The sequence below is a fragment of the Nocardia sp. NBC_00511 genome (assembly GCF_045161165.1).
In the GTDB taxonomy this organism is placed as follows: Bacteria; Actinomycetota; Actinomycetes; order Mycobacteriales; family Mycobacteriaceae; genus Nocardia.
The window spans coordinates 2902275-2922826 of record NZ_CP107849.1 but is presented as its reverse complement, the minus strand read 5'-3'; the positions used below and the strand labels follow the sequence as shown (position 1 = coordinate 2922826).

General features: G+C 68.4%; 20 protein-coding genes and 1 pseudogene. 8 read left to right on the top strand and 13 right to left on the bottom strand.

All coding sequences use genetic code 11. The annotated features are described in order from the left end of the window. Window positions 1–72 precede the first annotated feature (72 nt). Window positions 73–1200, top strand: a complete 1128-nt coding sequence (locus OG300_RS13885; protein ID WP_405495861.1) for a M24 family metallopeptidase — start codon at window positions 73–75, stop codon at window positions 1198–1200. Between the two features lie 178 nt (window positions 1201–1378). Here OG300_RS13885 and OG300_RS13880 read toward each other — a convergent pair whose 3' ends face one another. Then, window positions 1379–2533: a serine hydrolase domain-containing protein gene (locus tag OG300_RS13880; RefSeq protein WP_405495859.1), complete on the bottom strand. Its 1155-nt coding sequence runs from the start codon at window positions 2531–2533 to the stop codon at window positions 1379–1381. 102 nt (window positions 2534–2635) lie between these two features. Continuing rightward, complete coding sequence (locus tag OG300_RS13875; protein WP_405495857.1) at window positions 2636–3064, bottom strand: PPOX class F420-dependent oxidoreductase; 429 nt, start codon at window positions 3062–3064, stop codon at window positions 2636–2638. Between the two features lie 78 nt (window positions 3065–3142). Between OG300_RS13875 and OG300_RS13870 the strand changes: the two genes are divergently transcribed. Continuing rightward, window positions 3143–3904 (top strand): SDR family NAD(P)-dependent oxidoreductase, encoded by a 762-nt coding sequence (locus tag OG300_RS13870; protein ID WP_405498550.1) that lies wholly within the window; start codon window positions 3143–3145, stop codon window positions 3902–3904. Continuing rightward, window positions 3901–5133 (top strand): precorrin-6y C5,15-methyltransferase (decarboxylating) subunit CbiE, encoded by a 1233-nt coding sequence (gene cbiE / locus OG300_RS13865; protein ID WP_405495855.1) that lies wholly within the window; start codon window positions 3901–3903, stop codon window positions 5131–5133. Before OG300_RS13870 ends, cbiE begins: the two co-directional genes overlap by 4 nt. A 37-nt stretch (window positions 5134–5170) precedes the next feature. Here cbiE and OG300_RS13860 read toward each other — a convergent pair whose 3' ends face one another. Next, window positions 5171–5614: a MarR family winged helix-turn-helix transcriptional regulator gene (locus tag OG300_RS13860; protein WP_405495853.1), complete on the bottom strand. Its 444-nt coding sequence runs from the start codon at window positions 5612–5614 to the stop codon at window positions 5171–5173. An 87-nt stretch (window positions 5615–5701) separates the two neighbouring features. On the opposite strand from OG300_RS13860, the gene OG300_RS13855 reads away from it, so the two are divergent. Then, the gene (locus tag OG300_RS13855; RefSeq protein WP_405495851.1) at window positions 5702–6664 is read left to right on the top strand and encodes a zinc-binding dehydrogenase; all 963 of its coding nucleotides are present in this window, start codon (window positions 5702–5704) and stop codon (window positions 6662–6664) included. A 15-nt stretch (window positions 6665–6679) separates the two neighbouring features. On the opposite strand, the gene OG300_RS13850 is transcribed toward OG300_RS13855, so the two are convergent. Both OG300_RS13850 and OG300_RS13845 read right to left on the bottom strand, forming a co-directional pair. After that, window positions 6680–7171, bottom strand: coding sequence for a beta-class carbonic anhydrase (locus OG300_RS13850; protein WP_405495849.1), 492 nt, complete (start codon window positions 7169–7171; stop codon window positions 6680–6682). 98 nt (window positions 7172–7269) lie between these two features. Then, on the bottom strand, window positions 7270–8019 hold the full coding sequence (locus OG300_RS13845; RefSeq protein WP_405495847.1) for a class I SAM-dependent methyltransferase: 750 nt from the start codon (window positions 8017–8019) through the stop codon (window positions 7270–7272). Window positions 8020–8142: 123 nt separating this feature from the next. Between OG300_RS13845 and OG300_RS13840 the strand changes: the two are divergent. From OG300_RS13840 to OG300_RS13825, 4 genes and pseudogenes are all read left to right on the top strand, one after another. Further along, window positions 8143–8910: pseudogene (locus tag OG300_RS13840) on the top strand (dolichyl-phosphate beta-glucosyltransferase); the annotation flags it as partial. 138 nt (window positions 8911–9048) lie between these two features. Then, a complete protein-coding gene (locus tag OG300_RS13835; RefSeq protein WP_405495845.1) occupies window positions 9049–10578 on the top strand; it encodes a sensor histidine kinase in 1530 nt (509 codons plus the stop codon). Next, window positions 10575–11021 carry a MarR family winged helix-turn-helix transcriptional regulator gene (locus OG300_RS13830; protein ID WP_405495843.1) on the top strand — a complete coding sequence of 149 codons (447 nt, stop codon included), beginning with the start codon at window positions 10575–10577 and terminating at the stop codon, window positions 11019–11021. Before OG300_RS13835 ends, OG300_RS13830 begins: the two co-directional genes overlap by 4 nt. Window positions 11022–11120: 99 nt before the next feature. After that, the gene (locus OG300_RS13825; RefSeq protein WP_405495841.1) at window positions 11121–11567 is read left to right on the top strand and encodes a hypothetical protein; all 447 of its coding nucleotides are present in this window, start codon (window positions 11121–11123) and stop codon (window positions 11565–11567) included. Window positions 11568–11573: 6 nt separating this feature from the next. Here the strand turns inward: OG300_RS13825 and OG300_RS13820 are convergent, their stop codons facing one another. The 8 genes from OG300_RS13820 to OG300_RS13785 are packed head-to-tail and all read right to left on the bottom strand — an operon-like array spanning window position 11574 to window position 20550. After that, window positions 11574–12806: a TetR/AcrR family transcriptional regulator gene (locus tag OG300_RS13820; protein ID WP_405495839.1), complete on the bottom strand. Its 1233-nt coding sequence runs from the start codon at window positions 12804–12806 to the stop codon at window positions 11574–11576. After that, window positions 12803–13648 carry a hypothetical protein gene (locus OG300_RS13815; RefSeq protein WP_405495837.1) on the bottom strand — a complete coding sequence of 282 codons (846 nt, stop codon included), beginning with the start codon at window positions 13646–13648 and terminating at the stop codon, window positions 12803–12805. Before OG300_RS13815 ends, OG300_RS13820 begins: the two co-directional genes overlap by 4 nt. Window positions 13649–13658: 10 nt before the next feature. Next, window positions 13659–14834 carry an MCE family protein gene (locus tag OG300_RS13810; protein WP_405495835.1) on the bottom strand — a complete coding sequence of 392 codons (1176 nt, stop codon included), beginning with the start codon at window positions 14832–14834 and terminating at the stop codon, window positions 13659–13661. Beyond that, complete coding sequence (locus OG300_RS13805; RefSeq protein WP_405495833.1) at window positions 14831–15991, bottom strand: MlaD family protein; 1161 nt, start codon at window positions 15989–15991, stop codon at window positions 14831–14833. Before OG300_RS13805 ends, OG300_RS13810 begins: the two co-directional genes overlap by 4 nt. After that, window positions 15988–17094, bottom strand: a complete 1107-nt coding sequence (locus OG300_RS13800) for an MCE family protein (protein WP_405495831.1) — start codon at window positions 17092–17094, stop codon at window positions 15988–15990. The genes OG300_RS13805 and OG300_RS13800 overlap by 4 nt, the downstream gene beginning before the upstream one ends. Then, a complete protein-coding gene (locus OG300_RS13795) occupies window positions 17094–18128 on the bottom strand; it encodes an MlaD family protein (protein ID WP_405495829.1) in 1035 nt (344 codons plus the stop codon). The genes OG300_RS13800 and OG300_RS13795 overlap by 1 nt, the downstream gene beginning before the upstream one ends. Then, entirely contained in the window at window positions 18125–19147 is a 1023-nt protein-coding gene (locus OG300_RS13790; RefSeq protein WP_405495827.1) for an MlaD family protein, read from the bottom strand. Before OG300_RS13790 ends, OG300_RS13795 begins: the two co-directional genes overlap by 4 nt. Beyond that, entirely contained in the window at window positions 19144–20550 is a 1407-nt protein-coding gene (locus OG300_RS13785) for an MlaD family protein (protein ID WP_405495825.1), read from the bottom strand. Before OG300_RS13785 ends, OG300_RS13790 begins: the two co-directional genes overlap by 4 nt. Between the last annotated feature and the right edge of the window lie 2 nt (window positions 20551–20552).

Below are 20552 nucleotides of genomic sequence, written 5' to 3'. Positions count from 1 at the left end.
TCCCGGGTATGACGGTTGCGAACCTCTCGGGTGGCTGGAGGGTGGCTGAGGGACCGGGTAACGTCGGTCGGCATGAGCTCTCATGACGAGTCACGGTTCGCGGCGGAGGTCTACGGGGCGCGCTTGGAGCGGGCGGCGGAGTTGGCGCGCAACGCGCACCTGGACGCACTGCTCTGCACGCCGGGCTCCGACCTGCAGTTTCTCATCGGTTCCCGGGCGCAGTCGTTCGAGCGGCTGACGTGTCTGGTGGTGCCCGCCAGCGGTGAGACGCCGTCGGTGGTGATTCCGAAGATGGAGCTGGCGCAGTTGAAGGGCTCTGCCGCCGGTGAGCTGGGTTTGCAGGTGGTGGACTGGGTGGACGGGGTGGACCCGTACCGTCTGGTCAGGAATGTGCTCAATGCCGGTGCGCGCGTGGCGGTTACCGAGGTGATGCCCGCGCTGCACCTGCTGCCGATCGCCGATCAGTTCGGTTCGCTGCCGGTGTCGGCCACCCCGCTGCTGCGCGAACTGCGAATGCGCAAGGACCCCAGCGAGATCGAGGCGCTGCGCCGGGCCGGTGCGGCCATCGACCGGGTGCACGCGCGCATGGGCGAATTCCTGCGCCCGGGCCGCACCGAGGCGGAGGTGGGCGCGGACATCGCGGCCGCCCTGGTCGAAGAGGGCCACACCGAAGCCGAATTCGTGATCGTGGGCAGCGGCCCGCACGGTGCGGACCCGCACCATATGGTCTCGGCGCGGGTGATCGAGCCCGACGATGTGGTGGTCATCGATATCGGTGGCCCGGTGGAGCCCGGCTACTTCTCCGACTCCACCCGCACCTATGTGCTCGGTGAGCCGAGTGCTGAAGTCGCCGAACAGTTCTCGGTGCTCGAGCGTGCGCAGGCCGCCGCGGTGGCCGCGGTCCGTCCGGGCGTCACCGCGGAGTCCATCGACGCCGCCGCGCGCGACGTGCTGGCCGCGGCCGGTCTCGCCGACTACTTCGTGCATCGCACCGGTCACGGCATCGGACTGTCGGTGCACGAGGAGCCGTACATCGTGTCGGGCAACGATATCGCGTTGCAGCAGGGCATGGCGTTCAGCATCGAGCCGGGCATCTACTTCCCGGGCCAGTGGGGCGCGCGCATCGAGGACATCGTGATCGTCACCGAGGACGGCCGTGAATCGGTGAACAACCGTCCGCACGGACTGACCCGGCTGTAGTCGGCAGCAGCCGGGGCGGGGACTGGTCGGCTCGATGTCGGTTGCGGCAGCGCGTTTTTTCGAGGCCGCGGGTCGAGTCGCGACGGCTGGTGACATCGAACATTCGCTGTCACCGCCCGTGGAGTCGGCCCGCGTCGGAACGCCGGGGAGTCCGATCGCCGTAGTAGATGCGGCGCTCTCAGTCCTCCCCGAAAGTGGCCGCGTAGCGCCAGAATTCGTGCAGGCAGGTGTCGGGTTCGGGGCTGTCCATGCCGACCTGGGTGAGCAGGATCGCGACGGTGCCGGTGCTGGGAGTCAGGTGGGCGCTGGTGCCGGTGCCGCCGACCCAGCCGTAACGGCCGGGCACATTCCAGGGATCGGTGCGCGTGATGTCGACCGCGCCGCCGAAGCCCCAGCCTTGACCCTCGAGGAACAGCTCGCCGAAGGCTCGGTGCGCCGGCTCGGTGTGGTCGGTGGTCATCAGCCGGATGGAGTTGGCGGACAACAGTTTCCGTCCATCCGAGGTGACGCCGTCGGCGAGCAGCAGATCGGCGAAGCGCAGCCAGTCACCGGCGGTTCCGGCCAGGCCGCCGCTGCCGAGCGGGAACGCGGGCAGGGTGGCCCACTGTCCTTCGGGGCCGTCGGCGAGTTCCAGGCCGTTCGCGCTCCGGCGGTAGTAGCTGGTGAAGCGGGAGCGCCGGTCGGGCGTGACGACGAACCCGGTGTCGCTCATGCCGAGCGGCTCGAAGATCCGTTCCGCCAGGAAGTCGGGCAGAGACTGCCCGGAAGCGCGCACGATCAGCGCCCCTTGCAGTACCGAGCAGGTGTCGTATAGCCAGGCGGTGCCGGGCTGGCTCAACAGCGGGACGCGGGCCAGGTCGGCCAGCCACTCGTCCATCGGCGGGAAGCTCTGCACCTCGCGTCCGTCGCGCTGGACCGGGAACAGCGCCTGCACGGCGGGCAGGTCGAAGTCGGAGGCGAACCCGTATCCGGCCTGCGCGCTGAGCAGATCGAACACGGTGATCGGCCGATGCGCGGGCGCCAGTTCGTCGATCGGGCCGCCGGGCGTGCGCACGACCATCGGATGCGCGAGCTCGGGCAACCACGGGGCGATCGGATCGTGCAGCCCGAAGACCCCGTCCTCGATGAGCATCAGCAGCGCGGCGGCGGTGACGGGTTTGGTGATCGAGGCCCACCGGAAGATCGAATCCGCGGTCATCGGCACGGCGCCGTCCGCGTGCGCGACCCCGACGGCTGCGATCTCGCGCCGATCGCCGCGGGCGAGGAGCCCCACCGCGCCGGGCACGGCGCCCCGATCGACCTGCGCCTGCAGTACTTCTCGAAGTCCGGACATGCTCGCACCTCTCTCGTCACCGTTGTCAGCAAGGACGGTGTGGCGGCCCGGAATTCATCGGTGCCCGCGAATCGGGCCCCGCGCGAACGACTTCCGAGCGGTTCAGTGCCCGGGCGCGGCCACCCCGGGCTTGAAGACGCTGCTGGCCAGCACTCGTTTCACGGTGATGGCGATGACCACGCGGGTCGGGTTCTCCCGGGGCTGCCGGTAGCGTCCCGCGTAGCGCTCGACGGCGTCGGCGACCGAGTCCGGATCCTCGAGGATGGTGGCGGGTCCCTCGAGGGTGAGCCAGCGCGGTCCGTCGACCTGGCTCACGGCGGCGTAGCCGGAGCGGCGCACATTGTTGACCTTCACCGACCCGTTGTTGGTGATGACGCGGGCGATCCCGGCCTCGGGATCCCAGGTGAATCCGACGGCGACCACGTGCGGGGTGCCGTCGGCCCGCAGGGTGCTGAGGGTGGCGAGGTGGCGTTCGGTGACGAATTCGGCGGCGGCGGGCGACAGCTCGGGGTGCGCGGCGGTGCTGGTCATGTCCTCGACGCTAGCAATCGGGTGGACAAGCCGATCGGGCGCACAGGCGGGGTGGGGGTGAGTGGCACACTGTGGGCCATGGGTTTCGGATCGCGGGACGTCGATGCGGGTGTCGTGCTGGTGCTGGGTGGGCGCAGTGAGATCGGGCTGGAGGTGGCGCGGCGGCTGTCTCCGGGACGGACGGTGATTCTGGCGGCGCGCCGCAGTGACGAGTTACAGGAGCAGGCACGCGAGCTGGTGATCGCGGAGGCGGCCGCGGTGCACTGCGTCGAGTTCGATGCCGACGATCTGACCGGTCATCGGCCGTTGCTGGAGAAGCTGATCGCCGAGCACGGACGCATCGGCGTGGCGGTGGTGGCGTTCGGGATCCTGGGCGATCAGGCTCGGGCGGAAGCGGATTCGGCGCACGCGGTGGAGATCGTGCAGACCGATTTCGTGGCGCAGGTCAGTGTGCTGACCACCCTGGCCAACCTGCTGCGCGAGCAGGGCGACGGCCAGATCGTGGTGTTCAGTTCGATCGCCGGGGTGCGGGTGCGCCGCGCCAACTATGTGTACGGGTCGGCGAAGATGGGCCTGGACGGTTTCGCGTCCGGTCTGCAGATGGCATTGCACGGCAGCGGAGTTCACCTGCTGATGGTGCGCTCGGGTTTCGTGATCGGCCGGATGACGGCGGGTATGGCGCCCGCGCCGCTGTCGAGCACCCCGGACCAGGTCGCCGACGCGGTGGTGTCGGGCCTCTACCGCCGAGTGCGGGATGTGGCGGTGCCGCGTCGAATCCGTTTGCTGTTCCTGGCTATTCGCTATGTCCCGTATTCGCTGTGGCGTCGGGCACCGCGATGACGGGCACGTCCGGAGTGTCGGAACCGATCCTCGTGGTGGGGATCGGGGCCGACGGCTGGGACGGTCTGAGTGGCTCCGCGCGACGCGGTATCGCGGCGAGCGAGGTACTGCTCGGCTCCGCAAGACAATTGGCGCTGATCCCGCAGGATGGCACCGCCGCGGCGCGGGTCGCGTGGCCGACTCCGCTGGTGCCCGCCCTGCCCGGTCTGCTCGAGCAGTACTCCGCTCGGCGGCTGTGCGTGCTGGGCAGCGGCGACCCGATGTTCTTCGGCATCGGTGTGACGCTGTCCAAACTGGTTGGGGCACAGGCGCTGCGCGTGATCCCGCAGCCGTCGTCGGTGTCGCTGGCCTGTGCGCGGCTGGGTTGGGCGCTACAGGAGACACCCGTGGTGAGCGCGGTGGGCCGCCCGGTCGAGACGGTGCTCCCGGAGTTGGCGCACGGGCGCAGGATCCTGGTCTTGAGCGCGGACGAGCACACGCCGGTCGTGCTGGCGGAACTGCTGGCGCGCAATGGGTTCGGTGAATCAGGGCTGACGGTCCTCGAGCAGCTGGGCGGGCCGGGGGAGCGGGTGCTGACGGGCACTGCCGCACACTGGCCGCAGGTGCCCGGAGACCCGTTGAACCTCATCGCGATCGACGCGGTCGCCGACTCGACGGTCCCGCGCCTGACCCGGCTGCCCGGTCTGCCGGACGACGCGTACGCCGGTGACGGTCAGCTCACCAAGTCCGAAGTGCGCGCCCTGACCCTGTCGGCGCTGGCCCCGGCACCGGGTGAGCTGCTGTGGGACGTCGGTGGTGGTTCGGGCACCATCGCCATCGAATGGTGTCGCACCGACCCTGCCTGCCGCGCGGTCACCTTCGAGCGAATCGAGCCCCGCCGCAAGCAGATCGCCGAGAACGCGACCGCCCTCGGCGTCCCCGGCGTGCGGGTCCTCGGTCCCGCCCCGGAATCCTTCGCCGAGCTGCCCGCCCCGGACGCGCTGTTTCTCGGTGGCGGCCTCACCCAGCCCGGCATGGTCGAGGCCTGCTGGGAGCGGTTGCGCCCCGGCGGCCGCCTGGTCGCGAACGCGGTCACCGCCGAATCCGAGTCGCTGCTACTGCAATTGACGGCCCGTCACGGCGGCACGCTGCGCCGCTTCCAGATCTACCGGGCCGAGGCCTTGGGCGGCTTCACTTCGTGGCGCCCGCAGCTCCCGGTCGTCCAGTGGTCGGTCGTGAAGTCCGACTGACGTTCTGCCACAACGATGTTCGCCCGCCTCGGCACCCTCAGTGCTGACGCGGTGCGAGCATCCGCTGCAACAGCGTCTGCAACCGCCGCTGTTCGGCGACCGTGAGTTCCGCCGTCATCGGCGCGAAGAGCCCGTCGATCTGATCCCGCAGCCCGTTGATCAGTGTCCGCCCCGCGTCGGTGAGCACGATGTCGACCGCACGCCCGTCCTGTGGATGCGGTTCGCGCCGTAGCAGCCCGCGCTTCTCCGCGCGGCTGACGAGCCCGGTCATGGTCGATTTCTCCAGCCCGAGATGCTCGGCCAGCGCGGTGATGCCCGCGCGGGTGTCGCGCAGGATCCCGAGTACCCGCACCTGGGTCAGCGACAGGTCGTGCTCCGCGCCGATTCGATTCAGCATGGCCGTGGTCACAAAAGTGCTGTGTACCAGGGTGTCGACCAGGCTGTCCTGTTCGTTCGCGCCGGTCGGTGTGGGTTCGGTCATATCGGAAGCATAGTTGACCTGGTTCGTAATGCCAACTAATCTAGTTCGTAATACCAACCAGTTGAAGCTGTCGATCAGGAGTCCGCCATGAAGGCCGCAGTAGTTTCCGCATTCGATTCCGTGCCCGCCTACCAGGATTTCGACGAACCCGTCGCATCGTCGGAGGTCGAGCAGATCGTCGAGGTGATCGCCGCGGGTCTGCACCCGCGCGTCCGCTCTCAGGCCGATGGCACGCACTACACCAGCACCGATGAGCTGCCGCTGGTCCCCGGTATCGACGGAGTCGGGAGAACCGCCGACGGATCGCTGCGCTACTTCGTGCTGCCCGACACCGTCCTGGGTTCCATGGCCGAACGCACCCTCATCGATGTACGCCGCAGCATCGCGCTCCCCGAGACCGTCGACCCGATCGCGGTGGCCGCCGCGATGAATCCGGCCATGTCGTCGTGGGTGGCACTGCGGCAACGGATTTCGTTCCAGCCCGGCCAGAGCGTCCTGATTCTCGGCGCGACCGGCAATGCGGGCCGGATGGCGGTGCAGGTGGCGAAACTTTTCGGCGCGGACCGCATCGTGGCGGCCGCACGCGATACCGCACGGCTGGCCGAACTGCCCGAACTGGGAGCCACCGACACGGTGCGCCTGGGTGATGCGACCGCCCTGGGCAAGACCGCCGCCGACGTCGACGTGGTGATCGACTATCTCTGGGGCGATCCGACCGCGGCAGCGATGGCCGCCCTCGTCACCCAGCGCCCCGATCGCGCAAAGCCGTTGTCCTGGATGCAGATCGGCTCGGTCGCGGGCGCCACCGCCCCCATCCCCTCGGCCGCACTGCGAGCATCCCGATTGCAGATCGTCGGCAGCGGTCAGGGTTCGGTCGGCACCCGGGAGATCCTCGCCGAGCTCCCGGCGCTGGCCACCGAAATCGGCCGGGGCACTTTCGATATCGACGCACAACCGGTCCCACTGTCGGAGGTGGAGACGGCCTGGTCGGAGTCGGCGCACACCACCCGCCGGATCGTGCTGACCCCGGAACTCACGCCCCGCGCGTGAGTCCCGGGGTGGCGATCAGGCGACGACCTCGTTGAGTTTGCCGGTGGCGACGTCGAAGACGAACCCGCGCAGCGAGGTGGTGGCGGTGACGAACGGGCTGGCCTCGATGCGCCGAATCGACTGCCGCACATCCTCGTCGAGGTCCGGGAAGGCCTCCGCCGACCAGGCCGGTTTGATCCCGGTGTCGTTCTGGATGGCGCGTTTGAAATCGTCGTCGGTGAAGGTGAGCATCCCGCAGTCGGTGTGGTGAATGAGGATGATCTCGGTGGTGCCCAGCAGCCGCTGGCTGATGGCCAGTGAGCGCACCTCGTCGTCGGTGACCACACCGCCCGCATTGCGGATCACATGTGCCTCACCGTCTTTCAGGCCGAGGATGCGGTACACGTCGAGCCGGGCGTCCATGCACGCGACCACGGCGACGTGCTTGCTGGGCGGTAGGGGTAGCGGCCCGGCGAACCCGCTCGCGTATTCGGCATTGTTGGCCAGGTAGTCGTCGGTGGCGGACATGGTCGCTCCTTCTCCGAGGGGTGGTGAAGACATGCACATGTGCGCATCGACCGTGGTCGCAAAGGCCGTCCGGGGCAAGGTATCGGCGCACCGTGAGGCTAACGGTGGACGCGGTCGAGGATGATCAGCGGCGTGAGGTAGTGCTCGGTGACGACGCCGCCCAGCTCGTGCACCGTGTCGGCGGCCTCCGACACCTCCTCGCCGGTCCAGTTGCTGAAGGTGGTGAACAGTGCGCGGGTCTGCTCGGTGTCCAGGTCGATCACCCACCGGAAATGCTCGATCCGGCGGACCACGAAATGTCCGGTCGCGATCAGCCGCCGCGCCCACATCTCGGTGTCGAGTTCGGTGGACGCGTGCCGCCCGGCCTGGTCGTCGCGGCGCGCGGTGATGGCGGCGACGCGCTCCCGGAAAGTGCTGACGGGCATGGAAGGATCGCCGAAGACATTGCGCCACACCGCGAAACGGCCCCCAGGCCGTAACGCTCGATGCACCTTCGGCAGCACCGTGTCGAGATCGAACCAGTGCACCGACGTCGCCGCGACGGCCAGATCGAAACTCGCGTCCGGCAGTGTCACGGCTTCGGCGGTGGCGACCCGCACCTCGGCACTCGGCCAGTGCGCGCGCAGCCGTGCGGCGAGCCGAGCGCCGGGCTCGACCGCCGTGACCTGCGCTCCGGCCGGCAGCATCGGTCCGGTGGCCAGTCCGGTTCCGGCCCCCAGTTCCAGCACCCGGGTGCCCACGCCCAGTAGGTGTTCCTCGCGCAGGCAGGTCCACAGCGCGTCCGGATATGGCGGCCGGGCCTGGTCGTAGAGCGCCGCGTGTGCCTCGAAGTGCATGGGATCCGGCATCCGGGGGAGTCTACGAGCCCAGGAACTTCCCAGGTGGACTGGAGGTGGGCGACAAGTTCGGGGACGAGGCTTCAGGGCATGACAGAGCTCGCGATCGCGCCCCGCGGGGCGGAAGACATCGAAATGTTCGGCACTACACCGGTTTTGGATGTGGTGATCCCCGTCTACAACGAGGAGCGGGATCTCGGGGTGTGCGTGCAGCGACTGAACCGGTACCTGGCGGACGGTTTCCCGTTCTCCAGCCGGATCACCATCGCCGACAACGCCAGCACCGACGCCACCCTGCAGGTCGCCGAATTGCTGGCGGAGGAGTTCGACCGGGTACGGGTGGTGCACCTCGATCAGAAGGGTCGCGGCCGTGCGCTGCGGACGTCCTGGCTGGGTTCGGACGCCGCCGTGGTCGCCTACATGGACGTGGATCTCTCGACCGATCTCAACGGCCTGCTGCCGCTGGTCGCGCCGCTGGTGTCGGGTCATTCGGACCTGGCGATCGGCACGCGCCTGGACCGTCGCTCCCGGGTGGTGCGCGGACCCAAGCGCGAGTTCATCTCCCGCTCCTACAACCGGATCCTGAAAATGTCTCTGCACGCGTCGTTCTCGGACGCGCAGTGCGGTTTCAAGGCGATCCGCACCGATGTGGGCCGCCGGGTGCTGCCGCTGGTGGCCGACAACGAATGGTTCTTCGACACCGAACTGCTGGTGCTGGGTCAGCGGGCGGGGTTGCGCATTCACGAGGTGCCGGTGGACTGGATCGACGATCCCGACAGCCGGGTGGACATCGTGGACACGATTCGCAAGGACCTGCTGGGGATTCGCCGCATGCGCCGGGCGTTCGCGGCGGGCGCGCTGCCCGTGGACGAGTTGCGCCGCACCATCGGCCGCGCCCCGCTGGCCACGGTTTCCCGGCTGTCCGCCGCTGTCTGATCGCTGCCGGACGCTCACAGGAAACGTTCAGCGGGCGCAAAGGTTCGGTGGTGGAACCGGGCACAGGATTGACGCCATGAGGAAGACATCCGGGACGAGCCGCCGATGAGTGTGCGCGAGAGCGTGGGCCGGCGGGTGTCCTCGGTGCCGCTGCGGATCGGTTTGGTCGTGGCAATGGTGGCACTGGCGGCGGTGGTGTTGGTGGCGTCGGGTTTCGCTGTGACATCGGCCTTGTCGAGATCGTTGACCACGCGCACCGACGAGCAGCTCTACGACGCGGCGCGCACCTGGGGCAAACCGCAGGCCATGAAGCAGGTGACGGCGGCGGACGGGCGCACCCACTGGGTGCCCGCGGACGGCACGCCCGTCTCCCCGGATCTGGTGAAGTCGGCGACCGAACAGCCGCGCAGATTCTACGAATTGCGCACTGCCCCAAGCGGTCAGGTGTATTTCGAGTTGACCAGTGATCGCGACAATTCCATTCCGGACCTGTCGGGCCGCACCGCGACCTCCCCGATCACCGTCGATTCGGTGGACGGCTCCTCGCCCGGCTGGCGAGTGCTCAGCACCACCAACAAGTACGGCACCACCACTATCGGCATGTCGCTGGCCGACAATCAGCAGACGGTCTCGCATCTGATCCTGTTCGAATCCGGTACGGGTTTCACGGCTTTGGTGCTGTTGACCGTCGGCGGCTACCTGATCGTGCGGCGCGGTCTGCGCCCGCTGCGGCAGGTGGAGGAGACGGCCGCCGCGATCGCGGGCGGTGATCTGCATCGCCGAGTTCCGGTGCGCGGCATCGATACCGAGGTCGATCACCTGGCGCGCTCGCTCAACGAGATGCTGGTGCAGATCCAGCACGGGGTGGTGGCCACGGAGGCTTCGGAGGAGGCCGCGCGGCGTTCGGAGGCCAAGATGCGGCAGTTCGTCGCCGACGCCAGCCACGAACTGCGTACCCCGCTCACCACGATTCGCGGGTTCGCGGAGCTGTATCGGCAAGGGGCGAGCAAGGATCCGTCGATGCTGCTGGCCCGCATCGAGGCCGAGGCGGCCCGGATGGGCCTGCTGGTGGAGGATCTGCTCATGCTGGCGCGGCTGGACGCCAAGCGCCCGCTGGCCCGGAAACCGGTGGACCTGTTGACGATCGCCGGTGACGCCGTGCACAACGCGCAGGCCGTGGCCGCCCATCAGACCGACGGCAGCACCCGGTCCATCCGGCTCGAGGTGTCGCCCGGTGAGGGGACGTTGCAGATCATCGGCGACGAGGCGCGGCTGCGTCAGGTGCTGGCCAATTTGCTCGGCAACGCGCTGACCCACACGCCCGCGGGTACGCCGATCACGGTGCGGCTCACCCCGAGTGTGGACGAGGTGCGCCTGGATGTCTGCGACGAGGGCCCGGGGCTTTCGGAGGAGGCCGCGGCGCGAGTCTTCGAACGCTTCTATCGCACCGACGCCTCGCGGGCTCGGGCCAGTGGTGGCAGCGGACTGGGTCTGTCGATCGTGCAGGCCCTGGTCGCCGCGCACGAGGGCACGGTGAGTGTGAGCAGTGAACCCGGCCAGGGTGCGACGTTCACGGTGACCCTGCCGCGGCAGTCGGTCGAACCCGAGGTGGGGTACGCGAAGATAGGACAGTGACCAACCAGACCGCTCGCCCCGTGCCGCCGCCCGCCAGTGCGTCGATTCTCGTGCTGACCCTGGCACATCGGGTCGAAGCCGAATTGGGCGCGGCGTTGGCACCGCTGAATCTGACGGTCGCCCGGCTCGCGCTGCTCGGTCATATCGCGAGCGTGCCGGGCGCGTCGTTCAGCGATCTGGCCCGCTTGGGTGCGATCAGCGTGCAGAGCGTGCACGCCGCGGTGAAGGCGATGGTGGCCGCGGAGCTGGTGCGCGATCGCACGGCGCGGGCGGGCTCGGCGTCGACCATCGAGCTGACGGCCAAGGGCCGCAGGCTGTTGCGATCCGCGGAGGTGGTGGTCGCCGAGGTGGACGAGCGATTGTTCGGGCCGGACGCCGATCCCTTCCAGCATCGGGTCGGTAGCGCCATCGTGGCCGCCTTCATGAACCGAAACGTCTCCTGATCCCCGGTTTCCGCGAGTGCGGTGACGTTTCCCACAACCTTCAACAAGGCTGAAGCTCGAGCCCTAAGCTTCAGCTTGACTGAAGGGTGGACGCTGTTCATGGACAAGGCATTGCTGTCGATACACGTGCTGGCCGGAATCATCTTCGTGGGCGGTTCTGCCGTCGCCGCGAGCCTGTTTCCGCGCTACGCGCCCCTGGCGACCGTCGGCGAGGCCGTCGACACCGAACGAAATCCGGCCGTGGCCAAGGCATTTCACCGCATCACCGGCAGCTATGCGGTACTGGCGCTGAGCGTCCCGGTGATCGGCATGATCCTGGCCGCGATCCAGGGCCGGATGGGTGAAATCTGGATCACCCTGGCCATGGTGCTCACCTTCGCCGCCGGTGGCCTGCTGGCCGCGTTCATCCACCCGATCCAGCGCGAGGCCCTCGACCGCCCGGACGACGGCACCCGACTGCGCAGGCTGAGCATGCTGGCGGGCATCTACAACCTGCTGTGGGCCGTGGTCGTCGTCCTCATGATCGTGCGCCCCGGCGCGCACTGACGACGGTCACGCCGCCGGGCAGCCGAACAGCACCGCCTCCATCAGGCGAATCACCCACTGGCGCGGGCAGATTCGATCGTGGTCGCCGAAGACGCGCACGTAGTCGACGACCAGGCCGAGGGCGGCGTGCACGAGAATGCTCGCCTCGACCGGTGAGAGCCCCGGCCGGGCCGCGGCGAGCAAAGCGGCCCATTCGGTGACCACCAGGCGTTGCACGGCACGCAGCGTCGCGCGCTCGGCATCGGAGACATGGCCGAATTCCGAGAAGTAGACGAAGGTGAGGTCGCGTTCGTCGAAGGCCCCCGCCACGTACATGTCGACGAGTTTGCGCAAAGCCTCACCGGGCCCGGCGGATTCGGCGGTGGTGGGGCCGATGACGGCGGACATGCGGTCGGCGGCCCGGCGGAACGCGGCGGTGAGCAGGTCGGCCTTGCCCCGGTAGTAGCGGTAGACCGCCGACGCCGAGGGCAGCCCCGCCGCTACCGCGATGTCCTCGACGCTCACATTCGGGTAGCCGTGCGCGGCGAAGAGCCGAATCGCGTTGTGCAGCAGCAGTTCGTGCTTGAGCGCGGGTGGATGCTCCACTGCGCGCGGCGGCGCGGGCGGTCCCGCCGAGGCGGGCAGCTCCACCTCCACCAGTGCCCAGCAGGTCGAATTCAACAGGGCGGTCAGCGTTTTCGCGGCCAGCGCGATGCGATGGTCGCCGAGGCTGCTCACCGTGGACAGGATCGCGACCGCCCGCACCCGGCAGTCGGCGGCGTCGAGCCACGGCCGGTACTCGGCGATGAGCGTGCCGAGCATGGCGATGGCGGTGGCGAAACACTCGTCCACCGTGTGTTTGTCGGCGCTGTCGAGGTAGCGGGCCTCCCAGCGGGCCAGCCCGGTGGTCTGTCGGTTGGTGAGGGTATCGGCGATGATGGCGTCGATGGCGTGCCCGAGCCGCTCACGCGGTGTCGCGGCCGCGGTGCTCTCCGGCAGCGTCACCGCGGCCACGGTCAAGCGGCCCAACCGCAGCAGTTCGCTCGCGAACAGTGCGTACTTGCTCGGATAGTGCCGGTAGAGCGCGGTGGAGGTGATGCCCAGCTGCGCCGCGATGTCCTCCATGCTGACCCGGTGATAGCCGAGCGCCGCGAACTCGGCCGCCGAGACCGCCGCGATCTGGGCGCGCCGGTTCTTGGGGCGGCGGCGCACCGCCCCCGCACCCGATTCGGGGACGGGCGGTTTCGCGGTGCGGCTCACTGCTGCGGCTGCTGCGCCAGTGGCGAATTCACCTTGTTCACCAGCCAGCCGTGCCCGGATCGTTCCATCCGCATCACCATCGACAGCTGTCCCGGTGCGGGCTTGCCCTGGGTGCCCACACTGGTGATGGTCTGCCCGATCACCACGATCGCCTCCGCGGAATTCTCGTCCCCGCTGCGCAGCGCGCACTGCACGTCGGTCGCCTTGGATACCACCTGCCCCTGCGTGAGCACGTCGCGCAGATCCTTACTGGTGGAGTCGAACTGCTTGCGCCAGTCCCCGGTCGCCCCGTCGAGCACGGCGGTGAAATACGCGTCGAGGTTCTTGGCGTCGTAGGTGGCCAGCACCGGCGCGTACTTGCAGGCGGCGTCGCGGGCCTCGTTCTGCGCCTCGAGGATGCGCTGGTTGTGGTGATCGCGCTGATAGAACACCACACTCGAGGCGATGGAGGCCACCAGCGCCAGGACCACGACGACGCCCAGCAGCAGTCGCGCTCGCGGTCCGGACGCCCGTGAGGTCAGGCTCGGCAGCGGGATCCGCCGCGACTTCTTGTCGCCCGCAGCCGCATTCGGCGACAGGGCATCCCCCGGAACGGGGACCTTGTCCGATTCCGCCGCCGACGCGGTCGTGAATTCGGTGACAGCCGTGTCGTTCTCGGTGTCCGCGGAGGCGTCTTGCGTGGTGCAGTCCTCGGCTTCGAGATCCGCCGATGGTGTTGCCGGGCTGACCGTTCGGGGTCGCTTCACGGCCACCGGTGCAGTCTTGCCGTCGCTGGTCCCGGTGTTCTCGGACTTCGCGCCGAGGGTTTCGGTATCGGTGTTGTCGACGTCGGTGTCGCTCATGGGTTTTCTCCTACCGGGGGATGGGCTGGGATAGTTCGTTGCCGGTGACGCCCGGCGGGGCGGAAGCGCCGTTGTCCGGGATGTCGGGGCGGGGCGCGTTGGCGGAGCCGCGGATCTGGATGGCGGGATCGCTTGTCACGCAGTAGTTGTAGAGCCGTATCCGGTCGTCGGTCTGGACATTGGTGGGTACGACCGGGATGGTGTCGTAGTCGCAGGTGGGGCGCGGCCAGGGATCGACGAGGGTGTAGTACGCGCCGTCGTGAGCGGGGACGCCGAGCGCCTCGGTGCCGACCCGCAGCGCCGGGAACAGCGCGGCGATGGCCGGTGCGCGCAGCTTGGCGGCCTTGGTGACGGCGACGAAGTTGGTGACCAGGTCGGTGATCGGGTCCTGGGTGTCGGTGATGAATCCGCCCAGCGTGGCGAGCTGGCCGGGCCCCTGCTGCAACAGTTTCCGCAGTTCCTGGTCGGCGGAGGCGAACTGGTCGAACAGCACGCTGCCCGCCTTGGTGAGGGTGCCGAGGTCGGGTTGCGCGTGCTGGGTGGTGCCCGCGACGACCTCGAGGTTCTCGATGAGCTGCCGGGTCTGCGGCAGCAGGTCGTCGAGCCCGTTCATGGCGTGGCTGACGCCGGAGATCATGTTGCGCAACCGATCCGGGCCACCAGCGAGGGCTTTGTCGAGTTCGTCGATGATGACGTTCAACCGGTCCGGGTTCATCCCGCCGATCAGGTCGCTGAGGTTGGTGAACACCGATTGGATCGGCACCGGCACGCTGGTCTGCGCCCGCGTCACCGTCGCCCCGTCGTGAAGGTAGGGGCCGGTGTCGGAGTCGGGCCGGAAGTCCAGGTACTGCTCACCGGCCGCCGAGAGCCGTCCGACGGCGACGGTGCCGCCCACCGGGATTCGGGCACTGTCGTCGATGCGCGCGATGGCGGCGACCCCGTCGCCGGACACCCTCACATCGGTGACCTTGCCGACCCGGCTGCCCCGGAAGTTGACGTCGTTGCCGGGCAGCAGTCCACCGGACCCGGTGAGTTCGATGGTGACGTCGTAGGTGTGCGGCAGCGGATCGAACCGCAGCACCGCGCCCCCGATGTATCCGCAGCCCAGCACCAGCACCGCGATCAGGCCCAGATTGGCGATGGCGATGCGCCGGGCGAGCACCCAGCGCCACAGCGGCGAGTTCATCGCGTGCCTCCCTGATCGTTGCTCGGCTGTCCCGAATCCGGTTGCGGCGCAGCGGGTTGCGTGGCACCAGGGGTCTGCGGCGGGCTGGTGAGCCGCCCGAACACCTTCTCGAGCACCTGCTGCAGGCTGCCCGCGAACTGCCCGACGTCCCCGAGCTGCGGCCAGCGGCTGCCACTGGGATCGGTCAGCGCGCCGATGCTGAGGTAGGACACGGTCGCCGCGACCGCGAGGGCGGGCCCGCGCAGGCTGGCCATCAGTGACGGGTAGATGCCGTGCAGTCCGTCGAGCGCCCCGGTGAGCTGATCACTCTGCGCGAACCCGGACATCAGCGCCTGAATGCTGTTGAACAGGCTCACGAAATCCCCACCGGTGGTGTTGGAGAAGTCGCCGAGCGCGTCGGTGGTGGTGGCGATCTTGGTGAGCAGATCCACGATCTGCTGGTTGTTCTCGCTGACCAATCCCAGCAGCGCCGGAAAGCTGTCGGCGGCCGCCCCGAGTTCGGCCTTGCGCCGGGCCAATTCGCCCGACAGGCCGTTCAATCCGGTCAGCACCGCGTCGATGTCCCCGGTGCGCTGGTTGAGTGCCCCGATGGTCCCGGTCAGCTCGGTGATGAGGTGCGAGAGTTCTGGTGCGCGCCCGGCGAACATGGAGTTCATCTGGGTGGTGATCTTGGCGGCCTGGTTGATGCCGCCGCCGTTGAGCAGCAGCGAGATCGACATCATGAGTTGTTCGACCGAGGCCCCGGCGGCGGTGTGGTCGGTGCCGATGGTGTCGCCGTCGTGCAGCGGTTCCCCGGCCTCCTGCGCCGAGGGCAGGGTCATGGCCACGAACATGTCGCCCAGCGGAGTCGCCTGCCGCAGTTCGACGGTGGTGCCCTTGGGCAGCCGGATGTCGTCGCGGATGAGCATGCGCACGTCGGCCAGGAAGTTGGTGGTCCTGATGGCGGTGACGACGCCGATATCGGTGCCGCCGATCTTGACGTGTGCGTGGTCGGGCAGGTTGAGGGCGTCGGTGAAGGCGGCGTGCACGGTGTAGCCGGGCCCGCCGATGCCGGGTTTGGGCAGCGGCAGGCTGTCGACGGTGACCGCGCAGCCCGACGCGGTGACCAGTGTGACCGCGGCGAGCAGCCCGCCGATCGTGCTTGTGCGGAGTCTCATTTGGCGTTCGTCATTCCCAGAAGTGCTGCGGTGAGCCCGAAGTCGGGTCCGAAGTCGGCGATCTTGCCGGTTCGGCAGCCGTCGAGCCGCAGCTGGATGCGTTCACAGAAGGTGGACAGCGCCTCGCTGTCGAGCAGTGATTTGTCCAGCAGCGCGTGCAGGCGCAGCGCCTGGTCGTCCTTGCTGGTGGCATTGGCGAGGTTCTGGAACATGAGCGGTCCGACGTCCACGATCTCGGTGAGTCCCCGGGCGTTGGCGCGCATCTGGGCGGTGATGGCGACGAAGCGGGTCAGCGCCCCGGCCAGTTGATCCCTGTTCTGCCCGACCAGGCTCGCGGTGTTGGTGACGAAGTCGTCGAGTTGGGTCAGCACCGCCTGGATGCCGGGCGCCTGCTGCCCGAGCAGGTCGACCAGTTCGGTGAGCCGCCCGCTGAAGTCACGCACGGTCTGATCGTTGGTGGCGATCACCTGCGTGATGTCGTTGAGTTTGATGATGGTGTTGGAGATCTGGTCCTTGTTGGCGAAGGTGACCTCGAACGCCGACGACAGTGCGTCGAGGGTGTCGCGCAGCTTGTCGCCATTGCCGTTCAACAGCGGGAACAGCACTCGGCTGGCCATCGGCCCGCTCTGGTTGTCGCCCTTGAGCGCCGCGCCGAGCTGGGAGAAGTTCGCCAGGATCCGATCCAGTTCGACGGGAACCCTGGTGCGCTGCAACGGAATATAGGCGTGGTCGGACAGGGCGGGCCCGTCGCCGGTGTAGGCGGGGGCGAGCTCCACGTGCCGATTGGTGATCAGCTGCGGATTCACCAGTGCCGCGACGGCATCGGCGGGGATCTTGACGCTCTTGTCCAGCGACATCACCACCTGCACGTAGCTGCCCTTCGGCGTCACCGAGGTGACTGACCCGATCGGAACCCCCAGTACCGCAACCTCGTTGCCCGCGTAGAGTCCCGCGACGTTCTCGAAGTCGGCGGTCACGGTCATGCGGGCCCCGAGGTACTGCTCGGGCAGTGCGGTCAAGGTGTCGGGCAGCAGTCCGCAGCCCGCGGTGAGCAGCATGGCCCCGGTGACGGCGGCCAGTTTGAGTCGGATACGCAGTTTCATCACTTGCATCCCGCCACGGCCTGCGCGAAGCACAGCCAGTTGTCGGGAAACAGCCACGGCGCGTACACGTTTCCGTACGGCCCGTCCCCGAGCACATTGTTGAACTGCCGCAGTGTCACCGGCATCACCTGGTAGAGCCGGTCGAGGTTGCCCTTGTTCTTGGTCAGCCCCTCCGACATGGTGTTGAGGTCGCCGATCAGCGGCGCGAGCTGGTTGTTGTTCTCCAACCCCATCTGCTGCAACAGTTTCGACAGCGACGCCACATTGTCGAGCAGCTGTTTGAGCAGCGCCTGGCGCTGCTGCACCGCGTTGCCGATGGCCTCACCGCGGGTGAGCAGCAACAGCACGCTGTTCTGATTGTCCGACGCCAGCTGCGAGACCGTGTCCATGCCCTTGAGCAGCGTGTCCACTTCGTCGCGGCGATCGTTGATCACCTTGGCCAGCGCTCCCACACTGTCGAGGGCCTGCACGGTCAGCTGCGGCGAATCGCCCATCTGCTGATCCACCAGATCCAGGGCTTGGCGCAGCTTCTGCGGATCGAGCCGTTCGATGCGATCGAAGGACTGTTTGTACTGCGGGTCCTGCACCACCTTGCCCAGGTTGTAGGGCACGGCGGTGTGATCGAGCTTGATCCGATCGCCGGGCAGCGATTTGCCTTGGCCCGGTGTGAGTTCCACGTGCAGCCGCCCCAGGATGGTCGACATCTTGATGGCCGCGCGCGCGTCGTCGCCGAGCTTGATGTCGTCGTGCACCTTCATGGCCACCAGTACCTTGCCGTTGTCGAGCGCGACCGCACTGACCTGCCCGACCTCGATGCCGGACACGTCGACGGTCGCACCCGGCCGCAGCCCGGCGGCCTGTTCGAACTCGGCGTGAATGGTCTTGTCGCCCAGCCGAGCCTGTTGCAGCACGGTCGAGCCGACCAGCAGCAGCACCACGAATCCGGCCGCGAACAGTCCCAATCGCAGATATCGGTTGGCCAGGAATCCGGGGTAGCGGATCCGCGGCCGTCGTCGCGTCACGGGCTTCGTCATCGGCACACCTCCGAATGGGAATTGCCGCCGACCTGGTTGAACAGACCGGGCGGGAAGAGCACACCCCACAGCGACACATCGAGGCTGCAGATGTAGGCATTGCCGTAGGTGCCGTAGCTGGAGAACCGCGCCACCCCGTTGAGCACGACGGGCAGCTCCACGGCCGCCTTGTCCAGGGACGCCCCGTTGAGCAGCAGCAGCGCGACACCGGCTCCGGCATCGGTCTGCGCCTTCGCGATTCCCGGCTGCACCGCGGCGACCACGTTCACCAGCGAGTCGGTGGCCGTGGCCACCCGCTCCACCGACGACTTCAACGCGGTGCCCTGCGAATACAACGCCTCGGTGAGCGAACGCGCCTGCGTGATCAGCGTTTCCAGCTCGTTGCTGCGATGCGCGAGCCCGGCGATGACGCTGCTGAGATTGCCGACCACCTCGCCGAGGATCTGATCACGCTGCCCGAAGGTGCTCGCCAGCTGGGCGGCCTGGGTGACCAGCGCGCTGAGCGACACCCCGTTGCCCTGTAGCGCCTGGATCAGCGTCTCGGACAGCGAATTGATCTGATCGGGTTGCAGCACACTGAACAACGGCTCGAAACCCGACAGCAGCGAGGACACGTCGAAGGACGGTTCGGTGCGTTCGATCGGGATCTGACCGTCGGCGGGCAGCGGTGCGCCCGCGTCCTTACCGGCGACCAGTGCGACGTAGCGCTGCCCGATCAGGTTCTGGTATCGCACCAGCGCCTTGGTGGAGGTGGTCGGATGCTGATCGTCCTGCAACCGGAAGTCCACGCGGGCGCGATAGCCGTCGCCGAAGGCGATCTTGTCGACGCGCCCCACCCGCACGCCCGCCATCCGCACGTCGTCCCCGATCCGCAGACCGAGCACGTCGGAGAAGACAGCCGAATAGTGGTGCGTGCCACCGGACACCGAGCGCTGCAATGTCGACCAGATGGTGTAGGTCAGCAGCATCGCCACCACGGCGAAGATGCTGAAGCCCGCGAGGGCCTTCCCGGATTTCACTTGGTGGCCTCCGCATCGGTCGGGACGAGGTACCCACCGGCGAGGACGGGTGAGAGCAGCAGCAGCTGCGCCATATTCGGGGTGCCGCCGACGACCGCGGCGACCGCCGCGTCACCGGTGAGCCCGGCGGGCTGCGCCGGAGTCGACGGTGAGGTGTCCGCCGCGGGCGCGGTGACGCCGGGTATCGCGGGCAGTCCCGGAATGGACGGCAGTGCGGGCACCACCGGGAGCCCCGGTATCGCGGGCAGGGCAGGCGTCGCGGCGGCGGGCGCGGGACCTGCCGCATCGAGCCATTTGGGCAGCATCTGCTCCGGGAACTGTTGCGCCGGAGCGGTTTCCGGCACCGTCGAGCCCCCGCAGCGCGGCCCCGTCAGCTCCCCGTAGTGCGGGCAGTCCGGCGCGGTGTACTGCTGGAACGGCGTGAACGACACGTTCATCTTCCACACCATCTGCTGGTGCGGGCCGAAGCTGAACACGCCCTGCAACCGCTGCAGCGCGGTATTGAGATTGGCGATGGCGTACGGGATCGCCTGCGGATCCTGCGCGAGACTGCCGAAGAGCTGGTTGAGCCCCGACACCAGGAACTTCCCGGAGTCCGGATTGCGGGCGAACAGCCCGTTCACGGTGTCGACCGTGTGCCCGCCGCTGGTCAGCAGGTTCACCAGCGCGGCACGCTGTTCGGTGAGCGTGCGCGCGGTGGTCACCGACTTGGCCAGCGTCCCGACCAGATCCGGCGCGGAGGCGCTCAGCGCGGACGCGGCCCGCCCCAGATTGCCGAGCAGATCGCCGATCCCGTCGATATCGCGCACCTCGGTGACCCAGTGGTCGAGGCGCTCGATGGTCGAACCGGGTACCCGCGCGGACGGATCCAGTGCCGCCGACAGTGTCGAGAGCACCCGGCCCAGCTTCTCGGGCTGGATATTGGTGAGCACATTGCGCAGCACGTTGAGCGTGGTCTGCAACTGGACGGTCGCGGCGCTGGTGTCCTCGGGAATGGTCGCCCCCGAGTGCAGGGTATCGCGGGTCGGCGTGGTGTCGACCAGTTCGATCGCCGTCACGCCGAAGATGTTGTTCGGGATCACCCGCGCCGCCACCGACGCCGGAATCGTGCCCGCCACAACGGGTTTCAGGGCGAGCGAGGCGCGCTGGCTCTCGCCCTTGGCGACCACCGTCACGTCCTCGACGCGCCCGACCAGCATGCCGCGGAACTTCACGTCGGCGTGCGCGGGCAGGCCGTCGCCGGTGCTGGTGAGCACGGCGGTGACCGACACCTTGTCCTCGAAGCGCCCGGTGTAGCGCAGTGACAGCAGATACAGCAGCAGCGCCACCACGGTGATCATGGCCAGTCCGGCCTGGGTGAGCTGGCGGGGCGTGGGCCCGCGCCCGCTGGGATCGAGCAGCATGT